The organism is Crossiella cryophila (genome assembly GCF_014204915.1).
In the GTDB taxonomy this organism is placed as follows: domain Bacteria; phylum Actinomycetota; class Actinomycetes; order Mycobacteriales; family Pseudonocardiaceae; genus Crossiella; species Crossiella cryophila.
Genome location: NZ_JACHMH010000001.1, coordinates 2,454,953 through 2,480,785 on the forward strand (window position 1 = coordinate 2,454,953; position 25,833 = coordinate 2,480,785).

Sequence of the window (25,833 nt, forward strand, 5' to 3'; positions counted from 1 at the left end):
TACCGCGCGGCGACCTGGTCGGCCGGTTCCGGCCACCCCCACCCGTTGACACCGCCATGTGTGAGTGGTTAATTACTCCTCAACGAAAGAGTGAGTGGTCCATCACTCACTACCGAGAGGACAAGCCATGATCGCCGTCAAGTTGGTGGCCGCCGCACTCGCCGCCGCGGTGCTCGCCCCCATGCCCGCCGCGGCCGCACCCGCGGCACCGACCGCCGCCACGACCGCGACCGGCACGGCAGCCGACACCGCGACAGCCGAGTCCGCCCCAGCCTCCGCCTCACCCCTGACCCCGAAGCCCGCCCCGATCACCTGGCAGCCCTGCACCGACCCCGACTTCAAGGGCCTCGACTGCGGCACCACCCGGGTCCCCGTCGACTGGTCCCGCCCCCGCGCGGGCGAGATCTCCCTCTCCCTCATCCGGCGCAAGGCCGACGAACCCGCACGCCGGATCGGCAGTCTGCTGCTCAACAACGGCGCGGGCGGGTCGAGCATCGAGCAGCTCCGGTACGCCATCCGGTTCGGCTTCGTCGAGCAGTTACCCGTTGGCAAGCGGTTCGACCTGGTCGCGGTCGACCCGCGCGGGGTCGGCCACAGCACCCCGACGACCTGCGCGAACCGCCCGGAGCGCGCCCCCGGCGTGACCTACTTCCCCGCCAACGAGCAGCAGTACCGCGCGCTGGTGGAGAACAACCGCGCGCTGGCCGCGGCGTGTGAGAACCAGCAGCTGCTGGCCAACGTGGATCTCGCCAGCACCGCCCGCGACATGGAAGCCGTCCGCATCGGGCTCGGCGAGAAGCAGCTCAACTGGTACGGCATCCACTACAGCACCCTGCTCGGCAAGACCTACGCCCAGCTCTTCCCCGGCAGGCTGCGCACCCTGTTCGCCGACAGCGCCCTGGACGACGCGCAGTCCCCGATCGCCCGGCTGGCCGCGGAGATCAGCACCGCCGAGCAGTCGTTCAACCGGTTCGTCGACTGGTGCCGCACCGACGCCCAGTGCGTGCTGCACGGACAGGACGTCGCGGGGCTGTTCGACCGGCTCGTCGCCGACGCCGACCGGCGGCCGATCGCCACCAAGGACCCCCGGCGCTCGCTCTCCGGTGAGGACATCCGCTCGGCCATGCAGGACTTCCTCAACATCAGGTTCCCGCAGTGGCCGGAGACCGCCCAGGCGATCAAGCAGGCCGTCGCCGGTGACGCGACCGCCTTCACCGTGGTGCAGGACAAGACCCTCAACCGGGTCCAGGCCCTGACCCGCGCCTGCCTGGACACCACGCCCGCCGCCACCGGCTACGCCGAACTCGCCCAGCTCGCCCTGATGGCCAAGCAGCTCTCGCCGCACCTCGGCGGCGCCGTGCAGGGCTGGAGCCACCTGGCCGGTTGCCAGGGCTGGCCGGTGCGGACCAAGCAGCCGGTGACCGCGCCGCTGCGCGACCTGCCGCCCGCCCTGATCGTCCAGTCCACCCACCAGTCCTCGGCCGCCTACCAGTGGGGTTTCGGCCTCTCCGCCCGGTTGCCCGGCAGCGTGGTGCTCTCCCGCGAGGGCGACGACTACTCGATGATCCTGTTCTCCCCCTGCGTCCGCGACGCCATGGACACCTACCTCACCGAACGACGACTGCCCGCGCCCGGCGCGCTCTGCACCAACTGAATCCCCTCACCTGCAAAGGAATTCCAGCATGAACGCCGACCGTGAAACGCACATCGTCTTCGGCACCGGCCCCGCCGGGCTGACCCTGATCGACGAACTGCTCGCCCGGGGTCACCACGTCCGCGCGGTCAACCGCAGCGGCTCCGCCCCGGTCCCGCCCGAGGTCGAACTGCTCGCCGCCGACGTCACCGACCTCGACGCCATGCGCTCGATCTGTGCGGGCGCCACCACCATCTACCACTGCGCGCACGCCCCGTACGAACTCTGGGCCGACCTGCTCTTCCGCTTCCAGGCCGGTTTCCTGGCCGGCGCGGCCAGCAGCGGCGCCCGCCTGGTGGTCACCGACACGCTCTACATGTACGGCCCCACCGGCGGCGCCCCGATGACCGAGCAGACCCCGCACCACGCCACCTCGCACAAGGGCAGGCTGCGCGCCGAGATCGCCGATCGCTACCTGGCCGCGCACGCCAGTGGCGAGGCCACCGTGACCATCGCCCGCGCCGCCGACTTCTACGGCCCGCGCGTGCTCAACTCCGCACTCGGCGGCGCCACCTTCATCCCAGCCCTCAAGGGAGAACCGGTCATCGCCTTCGGCGACCTCGACCAGCCGCACGCCTACAGCTACATCGGCGACGTCGCCGATGCACTGGCCACCCTCGGCGAACACCCCGACGCCCCCGGCCGCGCCTGGCACGTCCCGACCACCTCGACGCACAGCACCCGCGAGGTCCACCAGCTCATCGGCGACCGCCTCGGCCACCGGCTCACCCCGGAAATCCTGGCCACGCCAACCGATCAGGCCTGGGGCCCCTTCGACGCCACCCTCATGCGCGAGTACGCCGAGCTGTTCTACCAGTACCTGGAACCGCAGATCGTGGACTGCCAGGCCATCGCCGACACCTTCGGCCTGCACCCGACCCCCATCGAGAAGGCCCTGGACACCACCATCGCCTGGTACCGCCAACTCCTGGCCTGACCCCAGGAACAACAACGGCCGGCGAACCCCGAGTTCGCCGGCCGTCGCCATCGCTCCACAGTGGACAGAGAAAAAAACAACCCCACCAGCCGGAGCTGATGGGGTCGATCCATGTTGTGCGCCGCCAGGGACTTGAACCCCGAACCCGCTGATTAAGAGTCAGCTGCTCTGCCAATTGAGCTAGCGGCGCTGGTCTTTCCGTGTCTTCCGGGGGCTCCCCGTCCGACGTGGAGAACATTAGCACAGGGGTTTCGCAGACTAGAAATCGGCTGGTCATGACGTTGGTGCTACTCCGTTCAGGGGATCTTTGGGTGATCATGGGAAGTGGGCAACCCGGTGCGGGGCCCTGGCGTCCTTTGGGGTAGAAGAGAGTGCTCCGTCCGATCTGGACTCCTCGTCCGAGGTCTTACGGTTTCCACACACACGGACGGTGCGCCCATGTAGCACACTGTGTTCCGCCTCTGAACGACTTCGAACGGACGGATCGACCATGGTGGTGTTCGGTAGCCCCGCGGTTCGCCGCACGCCTCGCGCGCTGCTGGTGGCGACGCTGGGCCTGGCAGCCGTGCTGGTTGCTGGTTGCACGGGCAGCGCGCCCGCGGAGACGCAGCCGAAGCAGGCCGCCGACACTTCGACAGCCGCGCCCAAACCGCCGATCAACCTGGCGCTCACGCCCGCGGACGCGGCGGCCAACGTCGCCCCGGGCGAGCCGGTGACGGTGGTGGCGAGCAACGGCACGCTCGGCGAGATCGCGCTGACCAACGCCGAGGGCAAGCAGGTCCCCGGTGAGTTCACCCCGGACAAGACCAAGTGGACCTCGACCGAGGCACTCGGTTACGACAAGAAGTACACGCTCTCCGCCGCTGGCAAGGGCGCCGACGGCAAGGACAGCACCGCCAAGTCGGCGTTCAGCACGGTGAAGCCGGGCAAGCAGATCGCCATCAACGTGTTCAACCCCAAGAACGGGGAGACCGTCGGCGTCGGTATGCCGCTGCAGTTCGGCTTCTCCACCGCGCCGCCGGACAAGAAGGCCGCCGAGCGGGCCATCCAGATCACCACCGAGCCCAAGACCGAGGGCGCCTTCTACTGGTTCTCCGACAAGGAGGTCCGCTGGCGCCCCGAGCACTACTGGAAGCCCGGTACCAAGATCAACGTGAACGCCGCCATCTACGGCAAGAGCCTGGGCGGCAACACCTTCGGCATGGAGGACCGCAAGGCCGCGGTCACCGTCGGCGACGAGTTCGTCGCCGAAGCCGACGGCAAGTCCCACCAAATGATCATCAAGGTCAACGGCAAGGTAGTGAAGGAGATGCCCATCTCGATGGGCCGCCCCGCCTTCCCCTCCAACAACGGCACCCACGTCGTGACCGAACGCCACGCCTCCAAGCTGATGGACTCCACCACCTACGGCCTCTCCCTGGACCAGGGCGGCTACAAAACCCCGGTCAAGTGGGCCACCCGCATCAGCAACGGCGGCATCTTCATCCACGGCGCCCCCTGGTCAGTCCGAGACCAAGGCCGCCGCAACGTAAGCCACGGCTGCCTGAACGCCTCCCTCGACAACGCCAAGTGGTTCTACGACAACGCCAAAAAGGGCGACATCGTCGTGGTGACCAACACGGGCGGACCGACGCTGCAGCCGTGGGACGGCTTCGGCGACTGGCAGGTCCCGTGGGTCGAATGGCTCAAGGGCGGCAAGAAGTAACCAAGACCACAAAAGCACCAAAGCCGAAGGGGTCCCGCGCCAGGCGCGGGACCCCTTCGGCGTAACAAGAGGAAGACAAGAGGCAGTGCCCACCCAACCCGACCACGCTGGTTCGGCACCACCCGCACCGTGGGGGTCCGGGGGCTCGGCCCCCGGTGTGGGATACGAAAACGCGAAACCCCTCTCCCGCGAAGCGGAGAGAGGGGTCCCGTGAGCGGGTGAGTGACGGGACTTGAACCCGCGACATCTCGGACCACAACCGAGTGCTCTACCAGCTGAGCTACACCCACCATGTGCTGCTCACCGTTGCCGGTGAGCGGTACGGACACATACTAGCGTGCCGGTGCCACAAGATTCTAATCGGCTGCCTTCTTGGGGCGTTGGGCCTGGAGAGCGCGGGCGGCGGCGTGGGTCTGCTCGGTGGTCGGGCCGGGCTGGGGGACGAAGACGGTGCGGCGGTAGTAGGCGAGTTCGGTGATCGACTCGCGGATGTCGGCGAGGGCCCGGTGGGCCAGGCCCTTGGCCGGCTGGCCGTAGTAGACCTTCGGGTACCAGCGCCGGGCCAGCTCCTTGATACTGGAGACGTCCACCATGCGGTAGTGCAGGTGGGCGTCGAGCAGGTGCATGTCCCTGGCGATGAAGCCGCGGTCGGTGGCGATGGAGTTGCCTGCCAGCGGCGCGGAGCGCACCTCGGGCACGTACTCCTTGATGTAGTCGAGCACCTGGCGCTCGGCCTCGGCCAGGGTCACCGTGGAACGCCGGACCTCTTCGGTGAGGCCGGAGCGGGCGTGCATGTCGCGCACGACGTCCGGCATGCTGTCCAGCACCTCGTCGGCGGCGTGGATCACGATGTCCACCCCGTCACCGAGGATGTTGAGTTCCGCGTCGGTGACCAAAGCGGCAATCTCGATGAGGGCGTCCTTGCTGAGGTCCAGCCCGGTCATCTCACAGTCGATCCACACTAGACGGTCTGTCACCCGGGTGAGCCTATCCCGCGACGGCGCGTCACACTCCCGTGGCGCACAGCAGGTCGGCGGCCTTTTTCCGTCTTACCCTCGTTCGGCGGGCACGGCGCCCGGTCTGGAGGAGGTCGGCATGGCCGAGCAGGCACGCGAGATCGCCGCCGGGTACGCCTCGGACGGCGCCGCCCTCGAACTGGGCGCGGTGGTCATCAGTGGTGAAACCGACGCCGAAGCCCGAGTCCGCCTCCCCCTCGCCACCCTCAACCGCCACGGCCTCGTCGCAGGCGCGACCGGCACCGGCAAAACCAAAACCCTCCAGCTCATCGCCGAACAACTCTCCACCGCGGGCGTCCCGGTCCTCATGGCCGACATCAAGGGCGACCTCTCCGGCCTGTCCAGACCGGGCGAGACCAGCGACAAGCTCGCCAAACGCGCCACCGAACTCGCCGACGACTGGCAGCCGACCGCCTGCCCGGTCCAGTTCCTCTCCATCGGCTCCGGCGGCCTCGGCGTCCCGGTCCGCGCCACCATCACCGGCTTCGGCCCGATCCTGCTCAGCAAGGTCCTCGGCCTCAACGAGACCCAGGAATCCACCCTCGGCCTGATCTTCCACTGGGCGGACACCCAGGGCCTGGCGCTGCTCGACATCAAGGACCTGCGCTCGGTCATCCAGCACCTGACCAGCGACGAGGGCAAGGCGGACCTCTCCGGCATCGGCGGCGTCTCCAGCTCGACCGCGGGAGTGATCCTGCGCGCCCTGGTCAACCTGGAGTCCCAGGGCGGCGACACCTTCTTCGGCGAACCCGAACTCGACGTCGCCGACCTGATGCGCCAGGTCGACGGCCGCGCCGTGATCAACCTGCTCGAGGTGGGCGACCTCCAGACCAAGCCCGCGCTGTTCTCCACCTTCCTCATGTGGCTGCTCGCCGAGCTGTTCGAGCACCTGCCGGAGGAGGGCGACCTGGACAAGCCCAAGCTGGTGTTCTTCTTCGACGAGGCGCACCTGCTCTTCGACGGCGCGTCCAAGGCGTTCGTGGAGCGGATCACCCAGACGGTCAAACTCATCCGGTCCAAGGGCGTCGGGGTGTTCTTCTGCACCCAGCTGCCCACCGACCTGCCCAACCCGGTGCTCTCCCAGCTCGGCGCGCGCATCCAGCACGCCCTGCGCGCCTTCACCCCCGACGACGCCAAGGCCCTCGCGCAGACGGTCAAGACCTACCCGCGCACCCCGCACTACGAGCTGGGCGAGGCGCTGACCTCGCTCGGCATCGGCGAGGCCATCGTCACCGTGCTCTCCGAACGCGGCGCGCCCACCCCGGTGGCCTGGACCCGGCTGCGCCCGCCGCGCTCGCTGATGGACACCATCGGCCCGGAGGCGATCGCCCAGGCGGCCAGGGACAGCGACCTGCACGGCCGCTACGCCGAGACCATCGACCGCGAATCCGCCTACGAGAAGCTCACCGCGAAGGTCTCCGGCGCCGAGCAGCCGTCAGCGGAAGCCGAGGAGCCCCGTCAGGAACCGCCCGCGAAGGCCGAGCCCGGCCTGGTCGAGCAGGTGCTCGGCAACTCCGCGGTGAAGTCCTTCCTGCGCTCGGCGGCCAGCGCGCTGGGCCGGGAGATCACCAGGGGCATGTTCGGCACCGCCCGGCGCCGCCGCTAGCCGCGTTCCAGGAACGGGGTGAGCAGCTCCGGCACGGCCGCCTCGGCCAGTTCCAGGCCGTCGGTCTGGTCCACGTACTGCACCTCGTACACCCCGGCGGAGGTGGCGCTGGTCGCGCCGACGGTGAGCATGTGCGCGCGCCGCTGCAGGATGCTCTGCCGGATCCGCCAGCCGATGATGCCGGTGCGCTGCAGCACCACGGTGTTGCGCAGCACCGAACCCGAGCGGCTGACCAGGTACTTCTCGGTCAGCGCGTGCCCGAGGCTGCGGTACTCGTCCCAGCTGATCAGCAGCACCACCGGGATCAGCGCCAGCGCGGCCTGCCACGGCCAGTCCGGGAAGATGTCCTGCCAGGCCAGCACGGCCAGCCCGCCGATGATCACCGGCAGCACCACGAAGTCCCACAGCATCAGCCTGCGCAGCGCGGCCCTGGGGTGCTTGCGCAGCGGGATGGCGGTCGGCGCGGGGTCGACCTCCAGGACGTCGGCGACCACCCGGTGCGCCTCGGCCACGGGGGCCGGCGGCAACAGCATGCCGCTGTCCTGCCCGGTGCCCAGCCCGGTGGCCACCGCCTTCAGCGTGGCGCCCCTGACCTGGCGCAACAGCAGCTGCTCGTGCAGCTCCACGCCCTTGATCCGCTTCTCCTCGATGGTCACCGAGCGCAGCGTGAGCAGGCCGTAGGCCACGTGCAGGGTGCCGTCGTCGCGGCGGGTCAGCCGGTAGTTCCAGTACGACATCACGTAGACGACCAGCGAGCCGAGCACCGCCAGCACCAGCAGCACACCCAGCGCGAGCACGATGACCAGCGCGATCGGGGTGTGCCGGATCCAGCCCAGCAACGCCTCGGAGGCCGGCAGGTGCGCCACGTCGATGTTGAGCGTGCGGGCCAGCCAGGCGCCTGCCGCGCCGAGCGCGCCGACCGCGATCAGGCCGAACAGGGTGAACGGGGCGAAGCGCAGCCACTTCGGGTCCAGCTTGGTCAGCACCCGCTCGGACTCCGCGGCCACGGCCTCGGCGCCGGCCTCGGCGGGATCGGCGACCGAACCGTCCGGGCGCACCGGCGGCAGCGACTCGGTGCTGGCCACCGGTGCGGGCAGCCTGCGCAGCAGCAGCGCGCGCAGCCGGTCCGCCTCGGCGTGGTCGATCGCGTCCAGCGCCAGCTCGTCCTCGGTGCCCTGGTCCTGGCGGCCGGTGCCGATCTTGACCACGGACAGGCCGAAGATCCGGTGGAAGACGTCCGCGGTGGCGTCCACGGTGCGCAGCCGGTCCCTGGCCACCGAGCGTTCCTTCTTGAACACCAGCCCGGTGTGCAGCTCCACGTGGGTGGAGGTGACCCGGTAGCGGGTGGTGTACCAGCGCAGCACGCCGAAGACGATCAGCGCCACCGCGGCGGTGATGCCGATGCCCATCTCGATCCAGCTCAGCCCGGAGAACCCGCGCACCACCAGCAGCAGGAAGGCCACGCCGAGCAGTCCTGCCAGCTCGGAGAGCGGGGCGACCACCACGGTCCGCTTGTGCAGCCGCTGCCAGTCCTGCTCCACCACCACCGCGTCCGGGGCCTCCGGCGCGACCGCGAAGCCGTCCACTTCGGACGGACGTGCCTCCTGGCTCATGTCGCGTCACCCTGGGTGGCCTCGGTGATCGCGGTGAGCTGGTCGACCAGCGCGGCGGCCACGTCCTTGTCCAGGCCGACGATCTTGAGCGCGCCCGCGGCCGAGGCGGTGGTGACGGTGACCGTGGACAACCCGAGCGCGCGCTGCAGCGGGCCGCGTTCGGTGTCCACCGTCTGCACCCTGGACAGCGGCGCGATCCGCCACTCCCTGGTGATCCAGCCGGTCTGGGTGTAGACGGCCTGGTCGGTGGTCTCCCAGCGGTGCCAGCGGTAGCGCAGCCGCGGCCCGACGAGCAGGTCCAGGACCGCCCAGACCACGATGACAACCGCGGCCAGCGACCACCAGATGGTCGCGCCCCAGAGCAGGTAGGACACCACGAGGGCGATGAGGGCGATCACCCAGAGGATGACGCTCTGCAGCGCCCACCAGGTCTTGGCCTGCGGGCTGACCTGGTTGGCAGGCTCGCGCAGCCGGAGCTGCAGGCGATCAGGGGTGTTCGGTGTTGATGCCACGTTCACAGGGGCAACTGTGCCCCAGTTGGCAGGGCGATGCCATGCGTTCGGTGCCGAGCCCGACTTTGGACAAGCGGATCTCGACTTTCGTGAGGCGCGGCAGGGTGGTGCTCTTCGGGGGATCACCCTGCCGCGCCGACCGGCCGGTCCGTCGAGCCTCGGGGGGCAGCGACTCGGTATGCCGGACCGACCGGAGTTCTTGATCAACTACCAGTCTGCCCGGTGTGCCCTGGCTCACCGCGCGCGGGGGTGGGTCAGCTCGGCCGGGGCAGTTCGCGCTTGAGCACCTTGCCGGTGGCGTTGCGCGGCAAGGCTTCCAGGAACACCACGTCCCTGGGCACGCAGTGCCGGGCCAGGTTGGCCTTGACCAGCTCCTGCACCCCGGCTGCGTCCAGGTCGGCCTGCTCGTCGAGCACCACGTAGGCGGCCAGCCGCTGGCCGAACTCCCGGTCCGGCACGCCGAGCACGGCCACCTCGCGCACCTGCGGCTGCCGGGCGAGCAGGTCCTCGACCTCGCGCGGGTACACGTTCTCGCCGCCGGAGACGATCATGTCGTCGTCCCGGCCAGCCACGAACAACCGGCCTGCCGGATCCAGGTAGCCCACGTCGCCGGTGCTCATCATGCCGTCGCGGACCTCCTTGGACTTGCCGTTGGTGTAGCCGTCGAAGAGCAGCCCGTTGGCCACGAAGATCCGGCCGGTTCCGCCCGGCGGCACCGGTTCGCCTGCCTCGTCCAGGATGGCCAGCCGGGTGCCCAGCGGCGGCCTGCCCGCGGTGGCTGGCGCGACGGTCAGCTCGGCCGGGGTGGCCACGCTGACCCAGGAGACCTCGGTTGAGCCGTAGAGGTTGTAGAGCACCGGACCGAACTCGCGCTGGAACTCCACCGCCAGCGCACCGGGCAGGGTGGACCCGCTGGAGGCCACGATCTTCAACTCGGCCGGGTGGTGCTCGCGCAGCACCTCCCTCGGCAGTTCCAGGATGCGTTGCAGCATCACCGGCACCGCGAACAGCACCGCGCACCGGTGCCGGGCCAGTGCGTCCACAGTGGACTTCGGGTCGAACCGGCGTTGCAGCACCAGCGGACTGCCCAGCAGCATGCCCAGCTGCAACGCGGCCAGGCCCCAGGTGTGGAACAGCGGCGCGGCCACCAGCACCCGCTGGCCGTAGCGCAGCGGGATCTTGGACAGCAGGGTGGAGGCGGTGAACAGCCCGTGCACCTCTGGCCGCCGGGCGCCCTTGGGTGTGCCGGTGGTGCCGGAGGTCAGCACGATGACCCGCCCGTGCGCCGACGGCGCGGGGAGTTCGGTGGCCGGGGAGGCCGCGATCAGCGATTCCACTGTCTCGCTGCGGGTTTTCTCATCCGTCCAGGCGGTCACCCGGCGCACCCCGCGCGGGGCCTTGGCCAGCAGCGGCCGGAACTCCGCGTCGGCCACCACCAGTGTGATCTCCTCATCCCGCAGCACCGCGCCGATCTGGGCCGCGGACGCGCCGGTGTTGAGCAGCACCAGGTGCGCGCCGAGTTTGCCCGCGGCCACCATGGACTCGATCAGTCCGCGGTGGTTGCGGCAGAGCACGGCCAGGGTGTCGCCGGTCCGCAGGCCCAGCCCGGCCAGGCCGTGTGCCAGCCTGGTGCTGCGGTTGTTCACCTCGGCCCAGGTCAGGGTGCCCAGCTCGTCGATGATGGCCGGGGCGTCCGGGTGTCTGCCCGCGCCGACCGCGTAGCCGCCGGGCAGGGTCAGCGACCAGCGGCGCAGGGCCTGGGCCATGGTGTAGAGCCGGTCAGGGCGGATCGGCATGACGAGTCCGGTGCGGGCCAGCACGAGTAGTCCGAGCAGGCTGACGCCGCATTGACCGAGTAGTCGACGGGCGGTGGCGACCACGGTGGTCACGCTCAACTCCTTCGGCGAGGGGTTACACCGCTCCCAGCCGGTAGACCAGGCTCATCACCCGGTCCACCGCCTTGGGGGCGAGGGCGTAGGCGGTGGCGAATGCGGTGCCCAGCGGCAGGGTCACCCTGGTGGGGCGCCTGGTCAGCGCGGTGATCACCAGTTCGGCGGCGCGCTGCGGGGAGGCCGCCGGCAGTCGCCGGTAGACCTTGGTCGGTTCGATCATCGGGGTGCGCACCAGCGGCATGTGCACGGTGGTGAAGGTGATCCCGTTGCCGTGCGCCTCCGCGCTGGCCACCCTGGTGAAGGCGTCCAGCGCGGCCTTGGAGGCCAGGTAGGCGGCGAAGCGCGGGGTGCCGACCTGGGTGCCCTGGGTGGAGATGTTGACGATGTGGCCGAAGCGGCGCCGGGTCATGTGCGGCAGCAGACCGAGGATGAGCCGGACCGGGGCGTGGTAGTTGATCGCCATGGTGCGCTCGAAGTCGTGCTGCCGGTCGGTGGAGCGCAGCAGTGAGCGGCGGATGGACCGGCCGGCGTTGTTGACCAGCATGTCCACCGCCTCGTGCTGGGTCAGCACGTCCTTGAGCATGGCCCGCACGGCCTCCGGGTCGGTGAGGTCGCAGGGGTAGGCGTACGCGGTGCCGCCGGCGGCGATGATCTCCGCGCGCACCTCGGCCAGCTCCTCGGCACGCCGGGCCACCAGCAGCGGGATGCCGCCGTGCCGGGCCACCTCCAGCGCGGTGGCCCGGCCGATGCCGGAGGAGGCCCCGGTGACCATCACGGTGCGCCCGCCCAGCTCGCCCCCGGACCGGGGACGGCGGGCCCGGTCCGGGTCGAGGTGGTCGGACCAGTAGCGCCACAGTGTGTCCGCGTACTCGCGCAGCTCGGGCACCCGCAGCCCACTGCCGGCCAGCGCGCCCTGGGTGGCGCCGGAGTCGAAGGTGGCGGTCAGGGTCAGGTGCGGCAGGGCCGCCGCGGGCACGCCGAGCCACTCGAACAGCAGCGTGGAGCCGGGGACGCGCTCCGCGGTCCGGCTCAGCGCGCGCAGACCGCGGTCGCTGAGCGCGCGCAGTGGCGTGGAAGCGGTGTGCGGCAGGGAGAACGCCATCGTTGGCGCGCCCGCGGCCGCGGCGAAGGCGTTGTAGACCTCGGTGACCGGCTGCGGGCGCGGGGAGGTCAGGTGGAAGGTGCGGCCGGGCGGGTGCGCGGCGTGCGCGAGGTGGTCGATGGCGTCGGCCACGAAGTCCACCGGGACCACGTTGGTCGCGCCGATGTCCGCCCCGACCAGCGGCAACTGCCTTGGCAGTTTGGCCAGCCTGGCGAAGGTGGGGAAGAAGAAGTAGGGACCGTCGATCTTGTCGATCTCGCCGGTCCGGGAGTCGCCGACCACCACCGCGGGCCGGTAGATCCGCCAGGGCACGGCGTGCTGGGAGCGCACGATCTGCTCCGCGGCGAACTTGGTCGCGTGGTAGGGCGAGGCGAAGTGCTGGCCGAGGTCGAAGTCCTCCTCGGTGAACACACCGCGGTGCTCACCGGCCACCGCCACCGAGGACACGTGGTGCAGCCAGCGCACGCCGAGCTGCTCGGCCAGCTCCACCACGCGGCGGGTGCCGTCCACGTTGACCTCGGTGTTGTGCTCCTCGGAGGCGGTCAGGTCGTAGACCGCGCCAAGGTGCAGCAGGTGATCGACGCCGTCGGAGAGCCGCAGCAGGTCCGCGGCGCCCAGTCCCAGCCCGTCCTCGGCCAGGTCGCCGAGCACCGGCATGACCAGCTCACGTCGTGGCCAGCGGTCCGCGATCCGCTCCAGCTTGTCCTGCGATGCCGGTCTGACCAGCACATAGACCCGGTCGCAGGTTTCACGCGCCAGTAGTCGCGCAACCAGCTGACTGCCCAGGAACCCGGTCGCCCCGGTAACGAAGTAGGTGCTCACCGCCACCTCCCTGGCGGTGATTCTGGCACTACCTACTCATGAGTAGCTAGTCCCAGTCGGACATTGGTCCGTTTCTGATCACACCCGGACTTCCAGCACCCGCCCCGTCCATGCCTCGACCTGAACCGTTTCCACCGGCGTGAACCCGGCCTTCACGTAGTACTGCACGAGCGCCCCGTCCCCACCCGCCCAGCAGTCGACCCGGACCTTGGCCAGCCCCAGCCCCGCGGCTTCGTCCCGCGCGTCGGCCAGTAGCGCCGCCCCGGCCCCACGAGCCGCGGGCGCCCGCCGCCCGACAAGTCCCATCACATACAACTCAGGCTCGGTAGCAGGCGAAACGTAAGCCGGCGCAGGCCCAACCGAACTCATCGCGACCACAAGCCCATCCCGCTCGGCGACCCGCAACGCGCCCGCCTCACCCCATCCCCGCACCTGCTGCACCCGCTGCGGAATGGCGGAGAACGGTGCGGTACCCCACTGCCCCGTGTTGCCGCGTTCGGTCAGCCAGCGCACCGCGTCGTCGAAGAGCGCGAGCATGGTGTCCGCGTCCCTGACCGTGCCGCGCCGCACGGTCAGTCGCCCCCTGGTCTCTGACATCACTACTCCGTAGTCACCGCCGCGTAGATGGCCGCCTCCCGCAGGGCGGCCCGCAATCGTCCTACCTCCAGCGGTTCGAGCACAGCGGCTTCGCCAGGTGGCGCGACGATCACGACCGAGCCTTGCTTGACGAACACGGTCAGCTCACGCCGCCGCCCAGCCACGTCTCGGCACCACACCTGCCACTCCCGTCGGACAACCACAGCCCCCGACCTCCAGCCTTGCCGTCTCGCGTCCAAGGACGCTCGCGGAACCGGGACGTCTCGGGTTGCGCTTCGTGACGCACGTTCGCGCAGGTTTTCCGTTTCGTTGGTCCACTTGACCGATGGAGGTATCGACAGTGTGACGCAGCACGCTCATTCTTGGTTCCCATGCGAACCCGAACGCTACTCACGTTCCTGCTGGTCCTGGGCGCCACAGCCCTGCTGACGCCAGTGGCCCAGGCCCAGCAGCAGTTCCCCAGGGTCGCCAGCCACAACGTCTTCCTGTTCTCCAAACTCATCTACCCCAACTGGGGCCAGGACCACCGAGCAGACCTGATCAAAACCCAGGGCGTCCTCGCCAACCAGGACGTGGTGGTCCTGCAAGAGGCATTCGACAACACAGCCTCCGACCGCCTGTTCACCAACCTGTCCGACACCTACCCCCACCGAACCCCGGTGGTAGGCCGAAGCAAGGCGGGCTGGGACGTAACCCGAGGCGACTACACGGACCTGTATCCCGAGGACGGCGGCGTCGCCATCCTCAGCCGCTGGCCCATCACGGAACGGGTCCAGCACGTCTACAAGCCCAAGTGCGGGACGGACGGGTTCTCGGCGAAGGGGTTCGCGTATGTCCGGATCAGTTCGCCCGGTGGTCCGGTGCATGTGCTGGGTACGCACCTCCAGGCTGATGATGGTGGGTGCAACGGGAATGCTCCCGCGATTCGGGCTGGCCAGTTGGCGGAAATGGCGGCGTACATTCGGAGTCGCAACATTCCGGCGAGTGAGCCGGTGATTGTCGCGGGGGATCTGAATGTCGACCGGGGTACTTCTGAGTATACCTCGGCATTGGGTACTTTGAATGCGAGGAACCCTGAAAGAGTTACTGGGCATCCGTATTCGTACGACCCGCAGACCAACTCGATCGCGAAGGAGCGGGACGCGAGCAGCCCGCGCCAGCAGCTCGACCACATCCTGCTGCTGAACGGCCATGCGGGGCCTGTGAACTGGGTGAACGAGACGCGGGAGATCCACTCGCCGAAGTGGACGGTGGAGTCCTGGGGGAAGAAGTACACGTATAGCGATTACTCGGACCATTACCCGGTGTTCGCGAGCGCCAGCTAGGGAGTGGCGGGGGTGGCTTTTCAAACCCCACCCGAGCGGTTCCCCCATCCCCGTCAGCCTGGAGAGGACACACCACATCCCGGGCGCGCAGACCGCAACCTGCCGCCGCCCTAGCCTCCCAACCGCAACGGTCTGCGTGCCCGGGATGTGGTTTGGTATCGGAAGGCTGACGGGGATGGGGGAACCGTACGAGCACTGCTCTTGCTCTTCGTCTTTGCTCTTGTTTTTGACTTTCCCCCCCATCCTTTGATTCCTGCCCGTCCGGCGAGGACGATCTTGATCGTCGCTCGGGTACCTCAGCAACAGAGGCCAACAACGCAAAGATCAAAAGCGAAAAAGATGGCCTCGCCGGCCGGGCAGACCACCGGAGGGGGGAGGGCAAGTCAAGAGCCGGGCAAGCAGGTTGCGGGGCATGGGTTTGTGTTGCCGACTTGAGAACCAGCGTGGCTCCGAGGGCTCGTGTGTTCTCCGCACGGCCTTCCGCAAGCCAACCACACCCCGAGGAGCGGCCCCCGTCGCGTTTGGGAGGCTAGGGCGGCGGTTTGTGTTGCAGGGGCCGCTCCTCGGGGTGTGGTCAGCAAGCTCCAGGCCGTACGGAGAACACGCGAGAACCCTCGTCGTGGGGTTTTCACCCCCAACCCCACACCCCAACCCCCGGCCTGCGGCCGTACAACAACCGCCAACGACCCGTCCCACAACGGCCAACACTCCGTACAAGAACGGCCAACACTCTGTACGACAACGGCCAACACGCGCGGGAAGGTTGCAACCCCACGCCCGGAGGGATTGCCGTTGTCGCAAGCCCGGCTCGCCCCCGGGCCGTAATCCCCATCCACGCCACGGGCAACAGACCCCGGCCGACTTTGGACCACAAGCCTCGCCGCTTCCGGACAACAAACCCCAGCCGACCTTGGGTCACCACCCCTGCCGTTTCCGGGTAGCGGACCCCGGCCCCCTTGGACCACAAGCCCCGGCCATCTCCGGGCAGTGGCCCCCGGCCACCCCGGGCCACAAGCCCACCGCCCCGAACCGCGCCCTTGGAAGCGATCACCGCCTGCAAGCCCCGCCCGCGCCGCCTGCAAGCCCCGCCCGCAAGCCCCGCCCGCACGGCCTCCCGACTCCTGCCCCCCCCGCCCAGCCCCCCGGCGATCGGTCGCCCGCCCCACCCTCCAACCATCGTCGCCACCCAACCGAGTGGACTCCGCGCCCCCCACTTGCCACCCCCCGCCCCCCGCTGTATTCCTGCCACCACCCCGACCCCCGCGGGCACCACCACACCTCCTGCCGCAAGGACGCGGAATGTCCTCCTCTGATCTGGCGCGCCGGGCTTTCCTTGCCCGCATTGGCGTCCTGGGCGCGGTCACCGGAGCGGGGGTGCTGCTGCCACCCGCCTTGGCCGCGGCCCCCGTCGCCACTGCCGCCGCCCCACCACTGCCCATCCTCGTCGACCTGCTCCGCCCCATCCTCGCCGAGCTGGCCCGCGACACCCTCAACGGCCTGACCACCTTCGTAGTCCCCGGCCCGGACAACTACTCCCGCGCTCAAGGCACCCCGGTATCAAGCCCCGGTGCGCTGGAAATGGGTGCGACCGACTTCATGATCGAGGCACTCGATCACTTCGTGCCGTTCCCGGATCAGCTCGCGAAACCGCTTTCCACGGCCTTCGTCACCGCGCTCGCCGACACCGGGATCAAGCTCCCGGACAGTCTGCTCGGGCTGATCGACCTTCAAGTGTCCACATTGGACAAGGCGCTGGCGATCGTGCTCCAGAACGACGAGTCGCTGCCGCTGTCCCTGGTGATCGCGCTGCTACTCAACCTGCTCGCGACGCAGGTGAATCCGTTGGCGCTCAACGGGGTCTTTCTGTCGCCGTTCGCCCGGCTGTCCTTCGCGGACAAGGCTCGGGCGTTCGAGTTGCTGGAAGGGCCGGACGCGGATCTGGTCGCGTTGCTGGATGGGAATCTGCCGCAGCCGTTGCGGGGGAGTGTTTCCGGGTTGTTGAAGTTCGTGGGTGGGGCGCTGTTGGAGTTTCCCGCTTTTGGCGCGTTCTCCGAGTGGAAGGTCTTTGACAAGAAGACGCGGAAGCTCAAGTCACGGCCTGCCGGCTGGCAGCTGACGGGGTACCAGCCCGCCGGGCCGGTCGAGGGCTGGGACGACTTCCGTGGCTACTACCAGGGCCGAACCTCGGTGGAGGACTGATGCGCGACGTCATCGTGATCGGCGCCGGTGGCGGTGGACCGGTTGTGGCCGCTGAACTGGCCGGGCGTGGGCTGGACGTGCTGCTGCTGGAGGCGGGGCCTCGGCACGCCAAGCCGCGGGAAGAGTGGACGCACTTCGAGAACGACGCCAACAACCCGCTCACCGGCTACCTGCGCTTCGGGCCGCAATCCCGGGACAAGCCAGCCTGGTTCCGGGAAACGCCGCAGAACTCCTTCCTCTGGCAGCTCTCCGGCGTCGGCGGCACCACCCAGCACTACTACGGCAACTGCCCGCGCGCCTACCCCGGCGTGTTCGCCGGTTACGACGGCGCGGACGCGGCCAACTACGACGTCGAGCACCGCTTTCCCTTCGGCTACAAGGATCTCGTCCCCTACTACGAGTGGGTCGAGGCCACCCTGCCGGTGCAGACCGCGGCCATGGGACTCAAGGAGGAGACCTTCTTCCGTGGGTGCGAGACCATGGACATCCCGGTGCAGAAGACCAAAACCACCCTGGGCGCCTCCTACCGGCCGCAGGAGAACGCGATCCTGCAACCCGGGGGCACCGCGGGCCGGACCACCGACGCGTCCAAGCTGACCTTCCCGATGGCCACCGGCTGCACCTTCTGCGGCTACTGCTTCCAGGGCTGCATGCAGCCCGCGCGGGCGCCGCGCAACCAGTTCGCCAAGCGCTCCACCGACAACAGCTACGTCCCGCTGGCCATCACCGCCCCGGCGGTCCGGCCATCGGCCAAGGCCGCCACGCTGATCGCGGACGCCTTCGTCACCAGGGTGCACACCGAACGCCGGGGCTCCGCGCTCACCGCCACCGGGGTCACCTGGCGTACCGGCTCCGGCCAGGAACACCGCGAGGACGCCAAGGTCGTGGTGATGGCCGCCGGGTGCACCGAGACCCCTCGGCTGTGGCTCAACAGCGGGCTGCCCAACCCCAACGGCTGGGTTGGCCGCGGCTACACCGACCACCACTTCGACTGGGTGATCGGGCAGTTCGACCGGGACACCGACTCCACCAAGGGCGTGGGCTCCTCCGCGCGCTGCGAGTTCCCCGGCTACGGCGGCCTGGAGAACGTCGGCCTGCCGCCCGCCCTGCAGGCCTTCAGCATGACCCTGAGTGACAGCGGCATCCGCGGTCGCTACGGCAACGGCCGCGGCGCCACCGGACCATGGGACGGACCGGCGGGCCGGCTCATCGGGCCGGAACTCAAGGAGGTCCTCGCCGGCGGGATCAACCGGCTGCTCAACGTGCTGGTGATCACCGACGACGACGTGGAGGCGCAGAACCGGGTGGTGCCCTCGGTGCTGCCCGCCGATGAGCACGGGCCGATCGCCAAGGTCGAGTTCCGTCAGCGTCAGCGCACCGCCCGCACCCAGCGCAACCGCGAGTACCTGGCCAAACGCGCCACCCAGCTGCTCCGCGGCGCGGGCGCCAAGCGGGTGTTCCGGATCGACTGGGCGCCGCTGATCCTGCACGTGCAGTCCACCATGCGGATGGGCCTGTCCGAGCAGAACAGCGTCACCACCCCGACCGGGGAGTCCAGGGCCGTCCGCGGGCTCTACATCGCGGACAACTCGGCGCTGGCCAACGCCCTCGGCGGGCCCAACCCGACGCTGACCACCCAGGCCGTGGCCACCCGCACCGCCGAGCACATCTTCCAGACCCACTTCGGCGGGTCGCCGTGGGTGCGCGCCGAAGCGCCGATCGTGTCCACCGACCACCGGATCAGCCAGGCGCTTGGCCGCCTCGGCCTGTGACGGCACCCGGTCCACGGCCTGCCAAGGGCCGTGGACCGGGGTCACCCGGGGCACGTGGAAGACTGCACACCGTGACCGATGCGCCCGAGGCGTTGTGCCGCCAGGCCGCGGCCTACCTCCAGCACGACAAGCCCAAGCGCGCCCTGGAAGCAGCCCGGCGCGCCGCCGAACTCAACCGCGACGACGAGGCCCCGCACCGGCTGGCCAGCCTCGCGCTGACCGAACTGGGCAGGCACCCGGAAGCCGTGGCCGCCGCGCGTGAGGCGGTCCGGCTGGCCCCGGCGGACTGGCGCGGCCAGATCGCGCTGGCCGAGGCGCTCGGCGCGGGCGGCGCCATGCTCGACCCGCAGCGCCCCGAAGGCCACCAGGCGGTGGCCGCGGCCCGGCGCGCGGTGGAGCTGAACCCGGCCGAACCCCGCTGCTTCGAGGTGCTCGGCGACATCGCGCTGCGAGCCAGGCGCTGGGACATCGCCGAACAGGCCTACCAGGCCGCGCTCCGGCTCGACCCCGGCAACCAGCACGCCAAGCTCAACCTCGCCCTGGTCCGCGAACGCGCCGCCGCCCCGGCCCCGCCCCCACCCGTCGGCGGCCAGCTCCCCGCGGCCGAACCACCGCCGCCCCCGGCCAACGTGGTCGCGGCCGTGCTGTGGCCGACCGTGCGCACCCTGACGCTGGTACTCAGCCTCGGCTCGCTCGCGCTGATCATCGGCGGCCTGCCCGAGCCCGGCCGCGGCCACGTCTGGCTCGGCGTGCTGCTCCTGGCCGCGACCGGCGTGCTGGCCGCCCGCCCGGTGCGCAGGCTGCCGTCCTCCGCGCGGCGGAAGCTGGTTCGAATCCTCGGAACCCAACCACGCCTCGGACTGACCGTGTTCGCGCTCTCACTGGGTGTGTTGTGCCTGTTGGTCTGGACCATTATCTCGCTGTTCCAGCCCGGTGACCTGCAACTTCCCGTGCTGACCTGTCTGAGCAGTGCGGTCGCGGTAGTGCTCGCCAGGCTGCGCCGCGGCTACTAAACGCGGTCGTTTCGTTATTGGGCTCATCCCTCGGAGGGACTATTCGGCGTTTGGGCTCATCCTGAAGCGGTTAAGCCGCATCGGGGACTGGTACTTGCGACAGACGACTTTGCCGCGATGCTGGCCGATACTTGCTCGGGCACCTCGATCACCAACTCACTCCCGGGGAGGCGTGCGTGCACCTGATCCATCAGCTCCCGGCCCGGTCCGCCCCCGCGGGCGCGGCGGGCTCGTCCCTGCGGGCGAAGCTGATCACGCCGTCCACCAGCACGATCAAGGTCCAGATGAGCAGCGGGGCGTGCAGCGCCTGGGTCCGGGCCGGATCGCCGGTCAGCAGGATCGCGCCGCCCATCAGCGTGGCCAGCACCAGGTACATGCGCAGCAGCCGGAACCAGGCCCGCCGTTCCCGTTGGGAGCGCGGCAGTTCCTTCTCCATGTCCTGGAACACCGGCACCGGCTGTTGACGCTTGCGCGCGTACCTGGCCTGGAACCAGCGGTCCAGCTTGCCGATGTGCCGCTTGCCGTAGGCCAGGGAGTAGCCGAGGTAGATCGCGGCCAGCGAGTGCGCCAGGTTCGCGGTCCCGCCACTGAGCAGATCCCAGCTCGCGACCGCCAGCAGCACCAGGTCCACCAGCGGCGTCAGCAGCAGCACGACGGTGGACAACCGCGGCATCCGCAATCCGTAGCGCACGAACAGACCGGCGAACAGAACCGCCCAGAAGGCGAATTCGCAGGCGATGATGACAACGTACAACACGGGTTTGTCTCCTGGTGCGTGGCCGGTTTGTGCTGCTTACCAGGCGATTCAAGCACGGCGGCGGCCAGGAGTGGCCGAAGTTGAGTCCAGGGGTGTATAAGCACGCTACCTGCGTCGATCGGGACTGGTCCCGGGCACTGACTGGAGGATGACCTCCATATCACCCCCAGGTAGTCCTCCGGAGCTATTAGCTGCGATCCGCACTGGACTCGGCGGCGGCTGCGTGAGAACGTTCCCGTGGCCGGGTTGTCCGGTATTGACCCCCAGCTATACCGGACCCCGGCCACCCGAAGTAGCAGGCACGACGACGTCTGTCCAGGCATTTACGCAGGTCAGCCGGGCAAGTCCGCAGTTTTGACGTTTTTCTGCCAGTGGAGTGAATAGTCACACCAATCTCGCAGGCGGAAATTTTTGCCAGGGCAAGTGTACGGAAACGTTATAGGGCGGCTCATGTTTTCTTTGACATTCCCATGACGTTGACCCCAGGACAACCGATCGCGCTCCGTGTATTTACGTTGTCACGCAGCGTTAATTGCTTTGAAATTATTGATGTGGACTGCCTTGAACGTGGGTAATGCGACCTGATCGGAGCATGGTTCGTGCTCCGTTCGCCCCAACTTTTTGAAGTGGCCCCCGGTTCGTGTAGTTCCGTCGTTAGGCTGGCTATCGAAGCATCTGGGGTGGGTGCCAGTAACTGTGCTGAACAGTCCTGTGGGCGAGTGCGCATCGCGCCCGCCGTTCACATCGGCGACACGGGACAACGGGGATCTCGATGGTCCCGGCGACGGGTGGCGACGTCGTGGTGGCGATGGCTGTGGTGACGTGGGAGACGGCGGTGGATCCTGTGGCAGCGAGACTGGTGACGGCGAACTCGGTGCGTTCGGTGACCGAGGTCGAGCAGGACGCGCTCCGGGTGGCGGCGGTGTTGCGGGGCAGGGGAGTGGCGCCAGGCGACCGGGTGGTGCTCAAGGCGGACAACTCCGCCGGTTACGTCACCGCGCTGCTCGCGCTGGTGCACCTGGATGTGTCGATCGTGCTGGTCGACCACCGGCAGACCCCGGAGGAAACCCTCCGGTTCGCGGGGCTGGCCAGAGCACGGTGGGCAGTGCTCCAGCCGGCCCTGCCAGCCGACGACGCGGGCGTGGGCCCGGCGGGCGCGCTCTACCTGGACGACCTGCTGGCCGAGGCCGCCGCGCGCACCGATGACGTGCTGGGCTCGCTGAGCTTCGTGGACTGGTTCTCCCGCTCCGACGCGCTGATCGCCTGGTCCTCCGGCACCACCGGGGACCCCAAGGGCATCGTGCGCTCCGGGCACTCCTTCCTTGGCAACATCGAGCGCACCCAGCAGCGGATGGGCTACACCGAGGCCGACGTGCTGATGCCGCTGCTGCCCTTCTCCCACCAGTACGGGCTCTCGCTCGTGCTGCTCTGGTGGGTGGCCCGCTGCTCCTTCGTGGTCGCGCCCTACACCCGCCTCGACCACGCGGTCGACATGGCCGGGCGGTACCACGCGACCGTGGTGGACGCGACTCCCGCGACTTATCACACCCTGCTCAACCTGGTGCAACGCCGACCGGACTCGGCCGAGGGCCTGCGCGGGGTGCGGATGTGGTGCGTTGGCGGCGCGCCGCTGGACCGGGCGCTGGCCGACAAGTTCGTCACGGCCACCGGCCAGCCGCTGCTGGACGGCTACGGCAGCACCGAGGTCGGCAACATCGCGCTGGCCGCGCCCGGCAACGCCATCGGCTGCGGCAAGCCCCTTGACGGGGTGGAACTGCTGATCATCAACGAGAACGGCGTCACCGCCGCGCCGGGGGAGATCGGCGAGATCCTGGTCCGCTCCGGCGGGCTCATGCAGGGCTACCTGGCCGCCGACGGCAGCGTGGTGCCCAGGGACAACGACACCTACCGCACCAACGACATCGGTTACGCCGACGCCGAGGGCAACCTCTACGTGGTCGGCCGCAAGTTCGCCGTGCACCGGATGGGCCACACGCTCTACCCGGAGGCACTGGCCCGCAAGGCCGAGGCCGCGGGCGCGCCGATCAAGGTGGTCGCACTGGACGACGAGCGCCGCGGCAGCCAGCTGGTCTTCGTGGTGGCCGACCCCGAGCTGCGCGAGGCCCGGCACTGGCGCGAGCTGATCTGCGCCGAACTGCCGCCCTACGAGCAGCCCAACCACGTGCTGGTGATCTCGGAGTTCCCGCTCAACGCCAACGGCAAGCCCGACCCCAGGCAGCTGGAGCGACTCGTGCTGGACGCCCTGCCCACCCCGCGCAACCGGGTGGCCCAGACCACCGCGGTGGAACCGGCCGCCGACCTGAGCGCACTGCACTTCCCGGAGCGGGTGCGGGCGATCCAGGCCGTGGTGGAGTTCCTGCGCACCAACCCGCAGCAGGTCGTCGACGTGCTCACCGAGATCTCCAACCACAAGGCGGTGCTGGAGGAGATCGAGGCGACCATCGGCACGCTGGAGGGCGCGGTCGAGGAGGTCTCGGCCTACCGGCCGGGCCAGGTCGGCAAGATGGCCGTGTTCATGTCCTCCAACGTGCTGCTCTACTCCTACGCGCTGTACCTGCTGATCCCGGCGCTGTACTCGGAGGAGATCATCTTCCGGCCGTCCGGCCAGGTGCTGGACACCACCCGCCGCCTGCACGACCTGCTCGCGCCGGTGCACCGGCTGGACGCGATCGAGCTGACCACGCTCAGCCAGCGCCAGTTCGTCGACGTGCCGGTGGCCGAGGCCGACGTGCTGGTCTTCACCGGCGCCTACCAGAACGCCGAGCAGGTCCGCTCCTACCTGCGCGAGGACCAGCTGCTGCTGTTCTTCGGCCAGGGCGTGAACCCGTTCATCGTGACCCCCGGCGCGGACCTGGACCTCGCGGTGACCGACGCCCTGCGGATCCGGATGCTCAACTCGGGCCAGGACTGCTTCGGGCCGGACGTGTTCATGGTCAACGCCGCCGACGCGGAGCGGTTCACCGACCTGTTGGTCAAGCGGGTGGCCGACCTGCGCTACGGCAGCTACACCGACCCCGAAGCGGACTATTCTTCCCTCTGCTACGAGACCGCGCTAGAGGCTGCGGCGGACTACCTGCGGATCAACAGAGAACACATCGTGCACGGCGGCCGGGTGGACTTCCGGTCCCGGCATGTCGAGCCCACGGTGCTCGTGCGCAGGTACAACAAGAAGATGCCCATCGAGGAGACGTTCTCGCCCATCTTCAACCTGGTGGTGTACGAGAACTCGCAGCAGCTCCGGTCCTTCATCAACTCGCCGATCGTGAACGAACGGGCGATGGCCGCGATGATCTACGGCGACGACCAGGCGGCTGCCGAACTGCTGGCCAAGCGGCACGCGGTGTGCGCCAACATGACGATCTTCGAGGTGGAGAACGGCAACAAGCCGTTCGGCGGCCACGGCGTGGCTGCCAACTACATCGCCTACCGGGGTGAGCGGCACGCCGAACCGATCCTGATCTCCAAGGCGGTCGCCGAGCACCTCCCCGCAGCCCAGCAGAGCAGGATGGCCAACGCATGACTGAACAGACCTACCAGGGCGCCTGGAACGCCGCCGTCGACTTCCTCACCGCGGCCGGGGTGGAGACCATCTTCGGCCTGCCGGGTGACGATCTCGGCATGCTGCGCGCCCTGCAGCCCACCGACCGGCGCATCGTGCTGTGCCGGGACCAGCGCAACGCGATCTTCATGGCCACCGGGTTCGCGCTCCAGTCCGGCAAGCCCGGCATCGCCGTGATCGGCAAGGGCCCGGCCGCCGCGAACGCGGTCACCGGCCTGCTGGAGGCGCACTGCTCGGCCGCGCCGGTGGTGGTGCTGGCCGGCGGCACCAGCGTGGAACAGCGTGGCTCCAACGCCTTCCAGGAGCTGGACCAGCTCGCGCTGGTGGCGCCGCTGACCAAGTGGGCGCACCGGGTGGACCACCCGGACCGGGTGGCCGCCGCGCTGGAGAAGGCGTTGCTGATCGCCACCAGCGGCACCCCCGGCCCGGTGTACCTGGAGTTCCCGGACCACCTGCTCAAGGAAGAGATCAACCGCACCCGGCCGTGGCACACCCCGGCCGACGTCACCAGGGTCGACCACGCGGTGGCCGCGGCGGACAGTGCCGCGCTGACCGCGATCAAGGCGGCCAAGCGCCCGCTGATCCTGGTCGGCGGCGGCATGCGGCACCGCAACGCCGACGGCGTGGTGGAGCGCTTCGCCGAGGCCATCGGGGCCGGGATCTACAGCACCGCCACCGGCCGTTCCACGGTGGATGAGAACCACGCCCAGTTCTGCGGGCTGGCCGGGTTGTACTCGCCGCAGCAGACCGCGGAGCTGTGGAGCGGCACCGACCTGCTGATCACGCTGGGCTCCCGGCTGGAGGAGACCGCGACCTTCGGCTGGGAGGGCATCGGCACCAGCGTGCCGGTGGTCCAGGTCAACATCGACGCCGGCGGGCTCTCGGTGGAGTACGCCGGGCCCAAGGTGATCGGCGACGGCGCGGGCACGGTCGCCGCCTGGCTGACCGCGCTGGCCGGGCACACCCCGGACGCGGACTGGGTGGCCACCATCGCCCGCTGCCGCGCCGAGGCCGCCGCGGCCGCGCAGGCCAGGCTGAAGATCTTCGGCGAGGACGCCTACGTGCACGTGGCCGAGGTGCTCGCGGCCATCGACACGGTGGCCCCCGAGTCCCGGATCCTGGTGCAGGAGAACGGCCTGCAGGACATGTGGTCCTACATCTACCCCTACTACTCCTGCGGTGCGCGCGGCGGTTCGGTGGTGCCCTCCGAGCAGACCACGCTCGGCTTCGGCGCGGCAGCCGCGGCCGGGGTGAAGATCGCCGCCCCGGACCGCCCGGTGATCGCCTTCGTCGGCGACGGCGCGTTCAACCTGTTCCGCAGCGACCTGGAGACCCTGGGCCGGGAAGGCATCGGCGTGGTCTACGTGGTGCTGCGCAACGGCGGCTACGGCTGGCTGCAGTCCCAGCTCGACCAGCACGGCCTGCCTGCCGACCGGTACCCGTTCGTCTCCGGTGAGCTGGCGGCCGCCGCGCACGCCACCCCGCCGCGGGTCGAGCAGGTGGTCATCTCGGACAAGGCCGCGCTGGCCGAGGGCCTCGGCAAGGCGGTGACCGCCTCCCTGGAGGGCCGGGTCACCGTGGTGCACGTGCCGGTGGAACTCTCCGACGCCCCACCCGGGATCAGCGACCTGGAAGGCGACTTCCCAGGCGGCAACGACAAGAGCGGCCACTAGCTCCCAGGTCCGCACCCCA

18 protein-coding genes and 2 tRNA genes are annotated in these 25,833 nt (G+C 69.5%); 10 read left to right on the plus strand and 10 right to left on the minus strand.

Going from position 1 to position 25,833, the window contains the following annotated elements; all coding sequences use genetic code 11:
* The first annotated feature begins 127 nt into the window (after positions 1-127).
* Both HNR67_RS11430 and HNR67_RS11435 read left to right on the plus strand, forming a co-directional pair.
* The gene (locus HNR67_RS11430) at positions 128-1,654 is read left to right on the plus strand and encodes an alpha/beta fold hydrolase (RefSeq protein ID WP_185002013.1); all 1,527 of its coding nucleotides are present in this window, start codon (positions 128-130) and stop codon (positions 1,652-1,654) included.
* Between the two features lie 28 nt (positions 1,655-1,682).
* The gene (locus tag HNR67_RS11435; protein WP_185002014.1) at positions 1,683-2,630 is read left to right on the plus strand and encodes an NAD-dependent epimerase/dehydratase family protein; all 948 of its coding nucleotides are present in this window, start codon (positions 1,683-1,685) and stop codon (positions 2,628-2,630) included.
* Positions 2,631-2,747: 117 nt separating this feature from the next.
* On the opposite strand, the gene HNR67_RS11440 is transcribed toward HNR67_RS11435, so the two are convergent.
* A tRNA-Lys gene (locus HNR67_RS11440) sits at positions 2,748-2,820 on the minus strand.
* A 300-nt stretch (positions 2,821-3,120) separates the two neighbouring features.
* On the opposite strand from HNR67_RS11440, the gene HNR67_RS11445 reads away from it, so the two are divergent.
* Positions 3,121-4,335, plus strand: a complete 1,215-nt coding sequence (locus HNR67_RS11445; RefSeq protein ID WP_185002015.1) for a L,D-transpeptidase — start codon at positions 3,121-3,123, stop codon at positions 4,333-4,335.
* A 217-nt stretch (positions 4,336-4,552) separates the two neighbouring features.
* On the opposite strand, the gene HNR67_RS11450 is transcribed toward HNR67_RS11445, so the two are convergent.
* Positions 4,553-4,625, minus strand: a tRNA-His gene (locus HNR67_RS11450).
* 66 nt (positions 4,626-4,691) lie between these two features.
* On the minus strand, positions 4,692-5,312 hold the full coding sequence (gene orn / locus HNR67_RS11455; protein ID WP_185002016.1) for an oligoribonuclease: 621 nt from the start codon (positions 5,310-5,312) through the stop codon (positions 4,692-4,694).
* Positions 5,313-5,430: 118 nt separating this feature from the next.
* Here orn and HNR67_RS11460 point away from each other — a divergent pair, with 118 nt between their 5' ends.
* Entirely contained in the window at positions 5,431-6,957 is a 1,527-nt protein-coding gene (locus HNR67_RS11460) for a helicase HerA-like domain-containing protein (protein ID WP_185002017.1), read from the plus strand.
* Here HNR67_RS11460 and HNR67_RS11465 read toward each other — a convergent pair.
* The 6 genes from HNR67_RS11465 to HNR67_RS11490 all read right to left on the minus strand — a co-directional run bounded on the left by HNR67_RS11465 (position 6,954) and on the right by HNR67_RS11490 (position 13,698).
* Entirely contained in the window at positions 6,954-8,570 is a 1,617-nt protein-coding gene (locus tag HNR67_RS11465) for a PH domain-containing protein (RefSeq protein ID WP_185002018.1), read from the minus strand. The genes HNR67_RS11460 and HNR67_RS11465 overlap by 4 nt on opposite strands.
* On the minus strand, positions 8,567-9,088 hold the full coding sequence (locus HNR67_RS11470; RefSeq protein WP_312987015.1) for a PH domain-containing protein: 522 nt from the start codon (positions 9,086-9,088) through the stop codon (positions 8,567-8,569). Before HNR67_RS11470 ends, HNR67_RS11465 begins: the two co-directional genes overlap by 4 nt.
* 248 nt (positions 9,089-9,336) lie before the next feature.
* Positions 9,337-10,971, minus strand: a complete 1,635-nt coding sequence (locus HNR67_RS11475; RefSeq protein WP_312987017.1) for an AMP-binding protein — start codon at positions 10,969-10,971, stop codon at positions 9,337-9,339.
* 22 nt (positions 10,972-10,993) lie between these two features.
* Entirely contained in the window at positions 10,994-12,898 is a 1,905-nt protein-coding gene (locus HNR67_RS11480; protein ID WP_185002019.1) for an SDR family oxidoreductase, read from the minus strand.
* A gap of 78 nt (positions 12,899-12,976) precedes the next feature.
* Positions 12,977-13,495, minus strand: a complete 519-nt coding sequence (locus HNR67_RS11485) for a GNAT family N-acetyltransferase (protein WP_185002020.1) — start codon at positions 13,493-13,495, stop codon at positions 12,977-12,979.
* Between the two features lie 2 nt (positions 13,496-13,497).
* Positions 13,498-13,698, minus strand: a complete 201-nt coding sequence (locus tag HNR67_RS11490) for a hypothetical protein (RefSeq protein WP_185002021.1) — start codon at positions 13,696-13,698, stop codon at positions 13,498-13,500.
* Between the two features lie 168 nt (positions 13,699-13,866).
* Between HNR67_RS11490 and sph the strand changes: the two genes are divergently transcribed.
* The 4 genes from sph (at position 13,867) to HNR67_RS11510 (ending at position 19,804) form a co-directional block, all read left to right on the plus strand.
* Positions 13,867-14,820: a sphingomyelin phosphodiesterase gene (gene sph, locus HNR67_RS11495; RefSeq protein WP_185002022.1), complete on the plus strand. Its 954-nt coding sequence runs from the start codon at positions 13,867-13,869 to the stop codon at positions 14,818-14,820.
* A 1,299-nt stretch (positions 14,821-16,119) separates the two neighbouring features.
* A complete protein-coding gene (locus HNR67_RS11500; RefSeq protein ID WP_185002023.1) occupies positions 16,120-17,019 on the plus strand; it encodes a hypothetical protein in 900 nt (299 codons plus the stop codon).
* Positions 17,019-18,791 carry a GMC family oxidoreductase N-terminal domain-containing protein gene (locus HNR67_RS11505; protein ID WP_185002024.1) on the plus strand — a complete coding sequence of 591 codons (1,773 nt, stop codon included), beginning with the start codon at positions 17,019-17,021 and terminating at the stop codon, positions 18,789-18,791. The genes HNR67_RS11500 and HNR67_RS11505 overlap by 1 nt, the downstream gene beginning before the upstream one ends.
* A gap of 71 nt (positions 18,792-18,862) precedes the next feature.
* The gene (locus tag HNR67_RS11510; RefSeq protein WP_185002025.1) at positions 18,863-19,804 is read left to right on the plus strand and encodes a tetratricopeptide repeat protein; all 942 of its coding nucleotides are present in this window, start codon (positions 18,863-18,865) and stop codon (positions 19,802-19,804) included.
* 190 nt (positions 19,805-19,994) lie between these two features.
* Here HNR67_RS11510 and HNR67_RS11515 read toward each other — a convergent pair whose 3' ends face one another.
* Positions 19,995-20,561, minus strand: a complete 567-nt coding sequence (locus HNR67_RS11515; protein ID WP_185002026.1) for a hypothetical protein — start codon at positions 20,559-20,561, stop codon at positions 19,995-19,997.
* An 844-nt stretch (positions 20,562-21,405) separates the two neighbouring features.
* Between HNR67_RS11515 and HNR67_RS11520 the strand changes: the two genes are divergently transcribed.
* Together HNR67_RS11520 and HNR67_RS11525 are read left to right on the plus strand one after the other, a co-directional pair.
* Positions 21,406-24,102, plus strand: coding sequence for an aldehyde dehydrogenase family protein (locus tag HNR67_RS11520; protein ID WP_185002027.1), 2,697 nt, complete (start codon positions 21,406-21,408; stop codon positions 24,100-24,102).
* On the plus strand, positions 24,099-25,814 hold the full coding sequence (locus HNR67_RS11525; protein ID WP_185002028.1) for a thiamine pyrophosphate-binding protein: 1,716 nt from the start codon (positions 24,099-24,101) through the stop codon (positions 25,812-25,814). Before HNR67_RS11520 ends, HNR67_RS11525 begins: the two co-directional genes overlap by 4 nt.
* Positions 25,815-25,833: the final 19 nt, after the last annotated feature.

Excerpts from the sequence above, each read along its gene's own strand:
- HNR67_RS11430 (WP_185002013.1), top strand. The coding sequence starts at position 128 with ATGATCGCCGTCAAGTTGGTGGCCGCCGCACTCGCCGCCGCGGTGCTC.
- HNR67_RS11435 (WP_185002014.1), top strand. The coding sequence starts at position 1,683 with ATGAACGCCGACCGTGAAACGCACATCGTCTTCGGCACCGGCCCCGCC.
- HNR67_RS11445 (WP_185002015.1), top strand. The coding sequence starts at position 3,121 with ATGGTGGTGTTCGGTAGCCCCGCGGTTCGCCGCACGCCTCGCGCGCTG.
- HNR67_RS11460 (WP_185002017.1), top strand. The coding sequence starts at position 5,431 with ATGGCCGAGCAGGCACGCGAGATCGCCGCCGGGTACGCCTCGGACGGC.
- HNR67_RS11465 (WP_185002018.1), bottom strand. The coding sequence starts at position 8,570 with ATGAGCCAGGAGGCACGTCCGTCCGAAGTGGACGGCTTCGCGGTCGCG.
- HNR67_RS11485 (WP_185002020.1), bottom strand. The coding sequence starts at position 13,495 with ATGTCAGAGACCAGGGGGCGACTGACCGTGCGGCGCGGCACGGTCAGG.
- sph (WP_185002022.1), top strand. The coding sequence starts at position 13,867 with ATGCGAACCCGAACGCTACTCACGTTCCTGCTGGTCCTGGGCGCCACA.
- HNR67_RS11500 (WP_185002023.1), top strand. The coding sequence starts at position 16,120 with ATGTCCTCCTCTGATCTGGCGCGCCGGGCTTTCCTTGCCCGCATTGGC.
- HNR67_RS11505 (WP_185002024.1), top strand. The coding sequence starts at position 17,019 with ATGCGCGACGTCATCGTGATCGGCGCCGGTGGCGGTGGACCGGTTGTG.
- HNR67_RS11525 (WP_185002028.1), top strand. The coding sequence starts at position 24,099 with ATGACTGAACAGACCTACCAGGGCGCCTGGAACGCCGCCGTCGACTTC.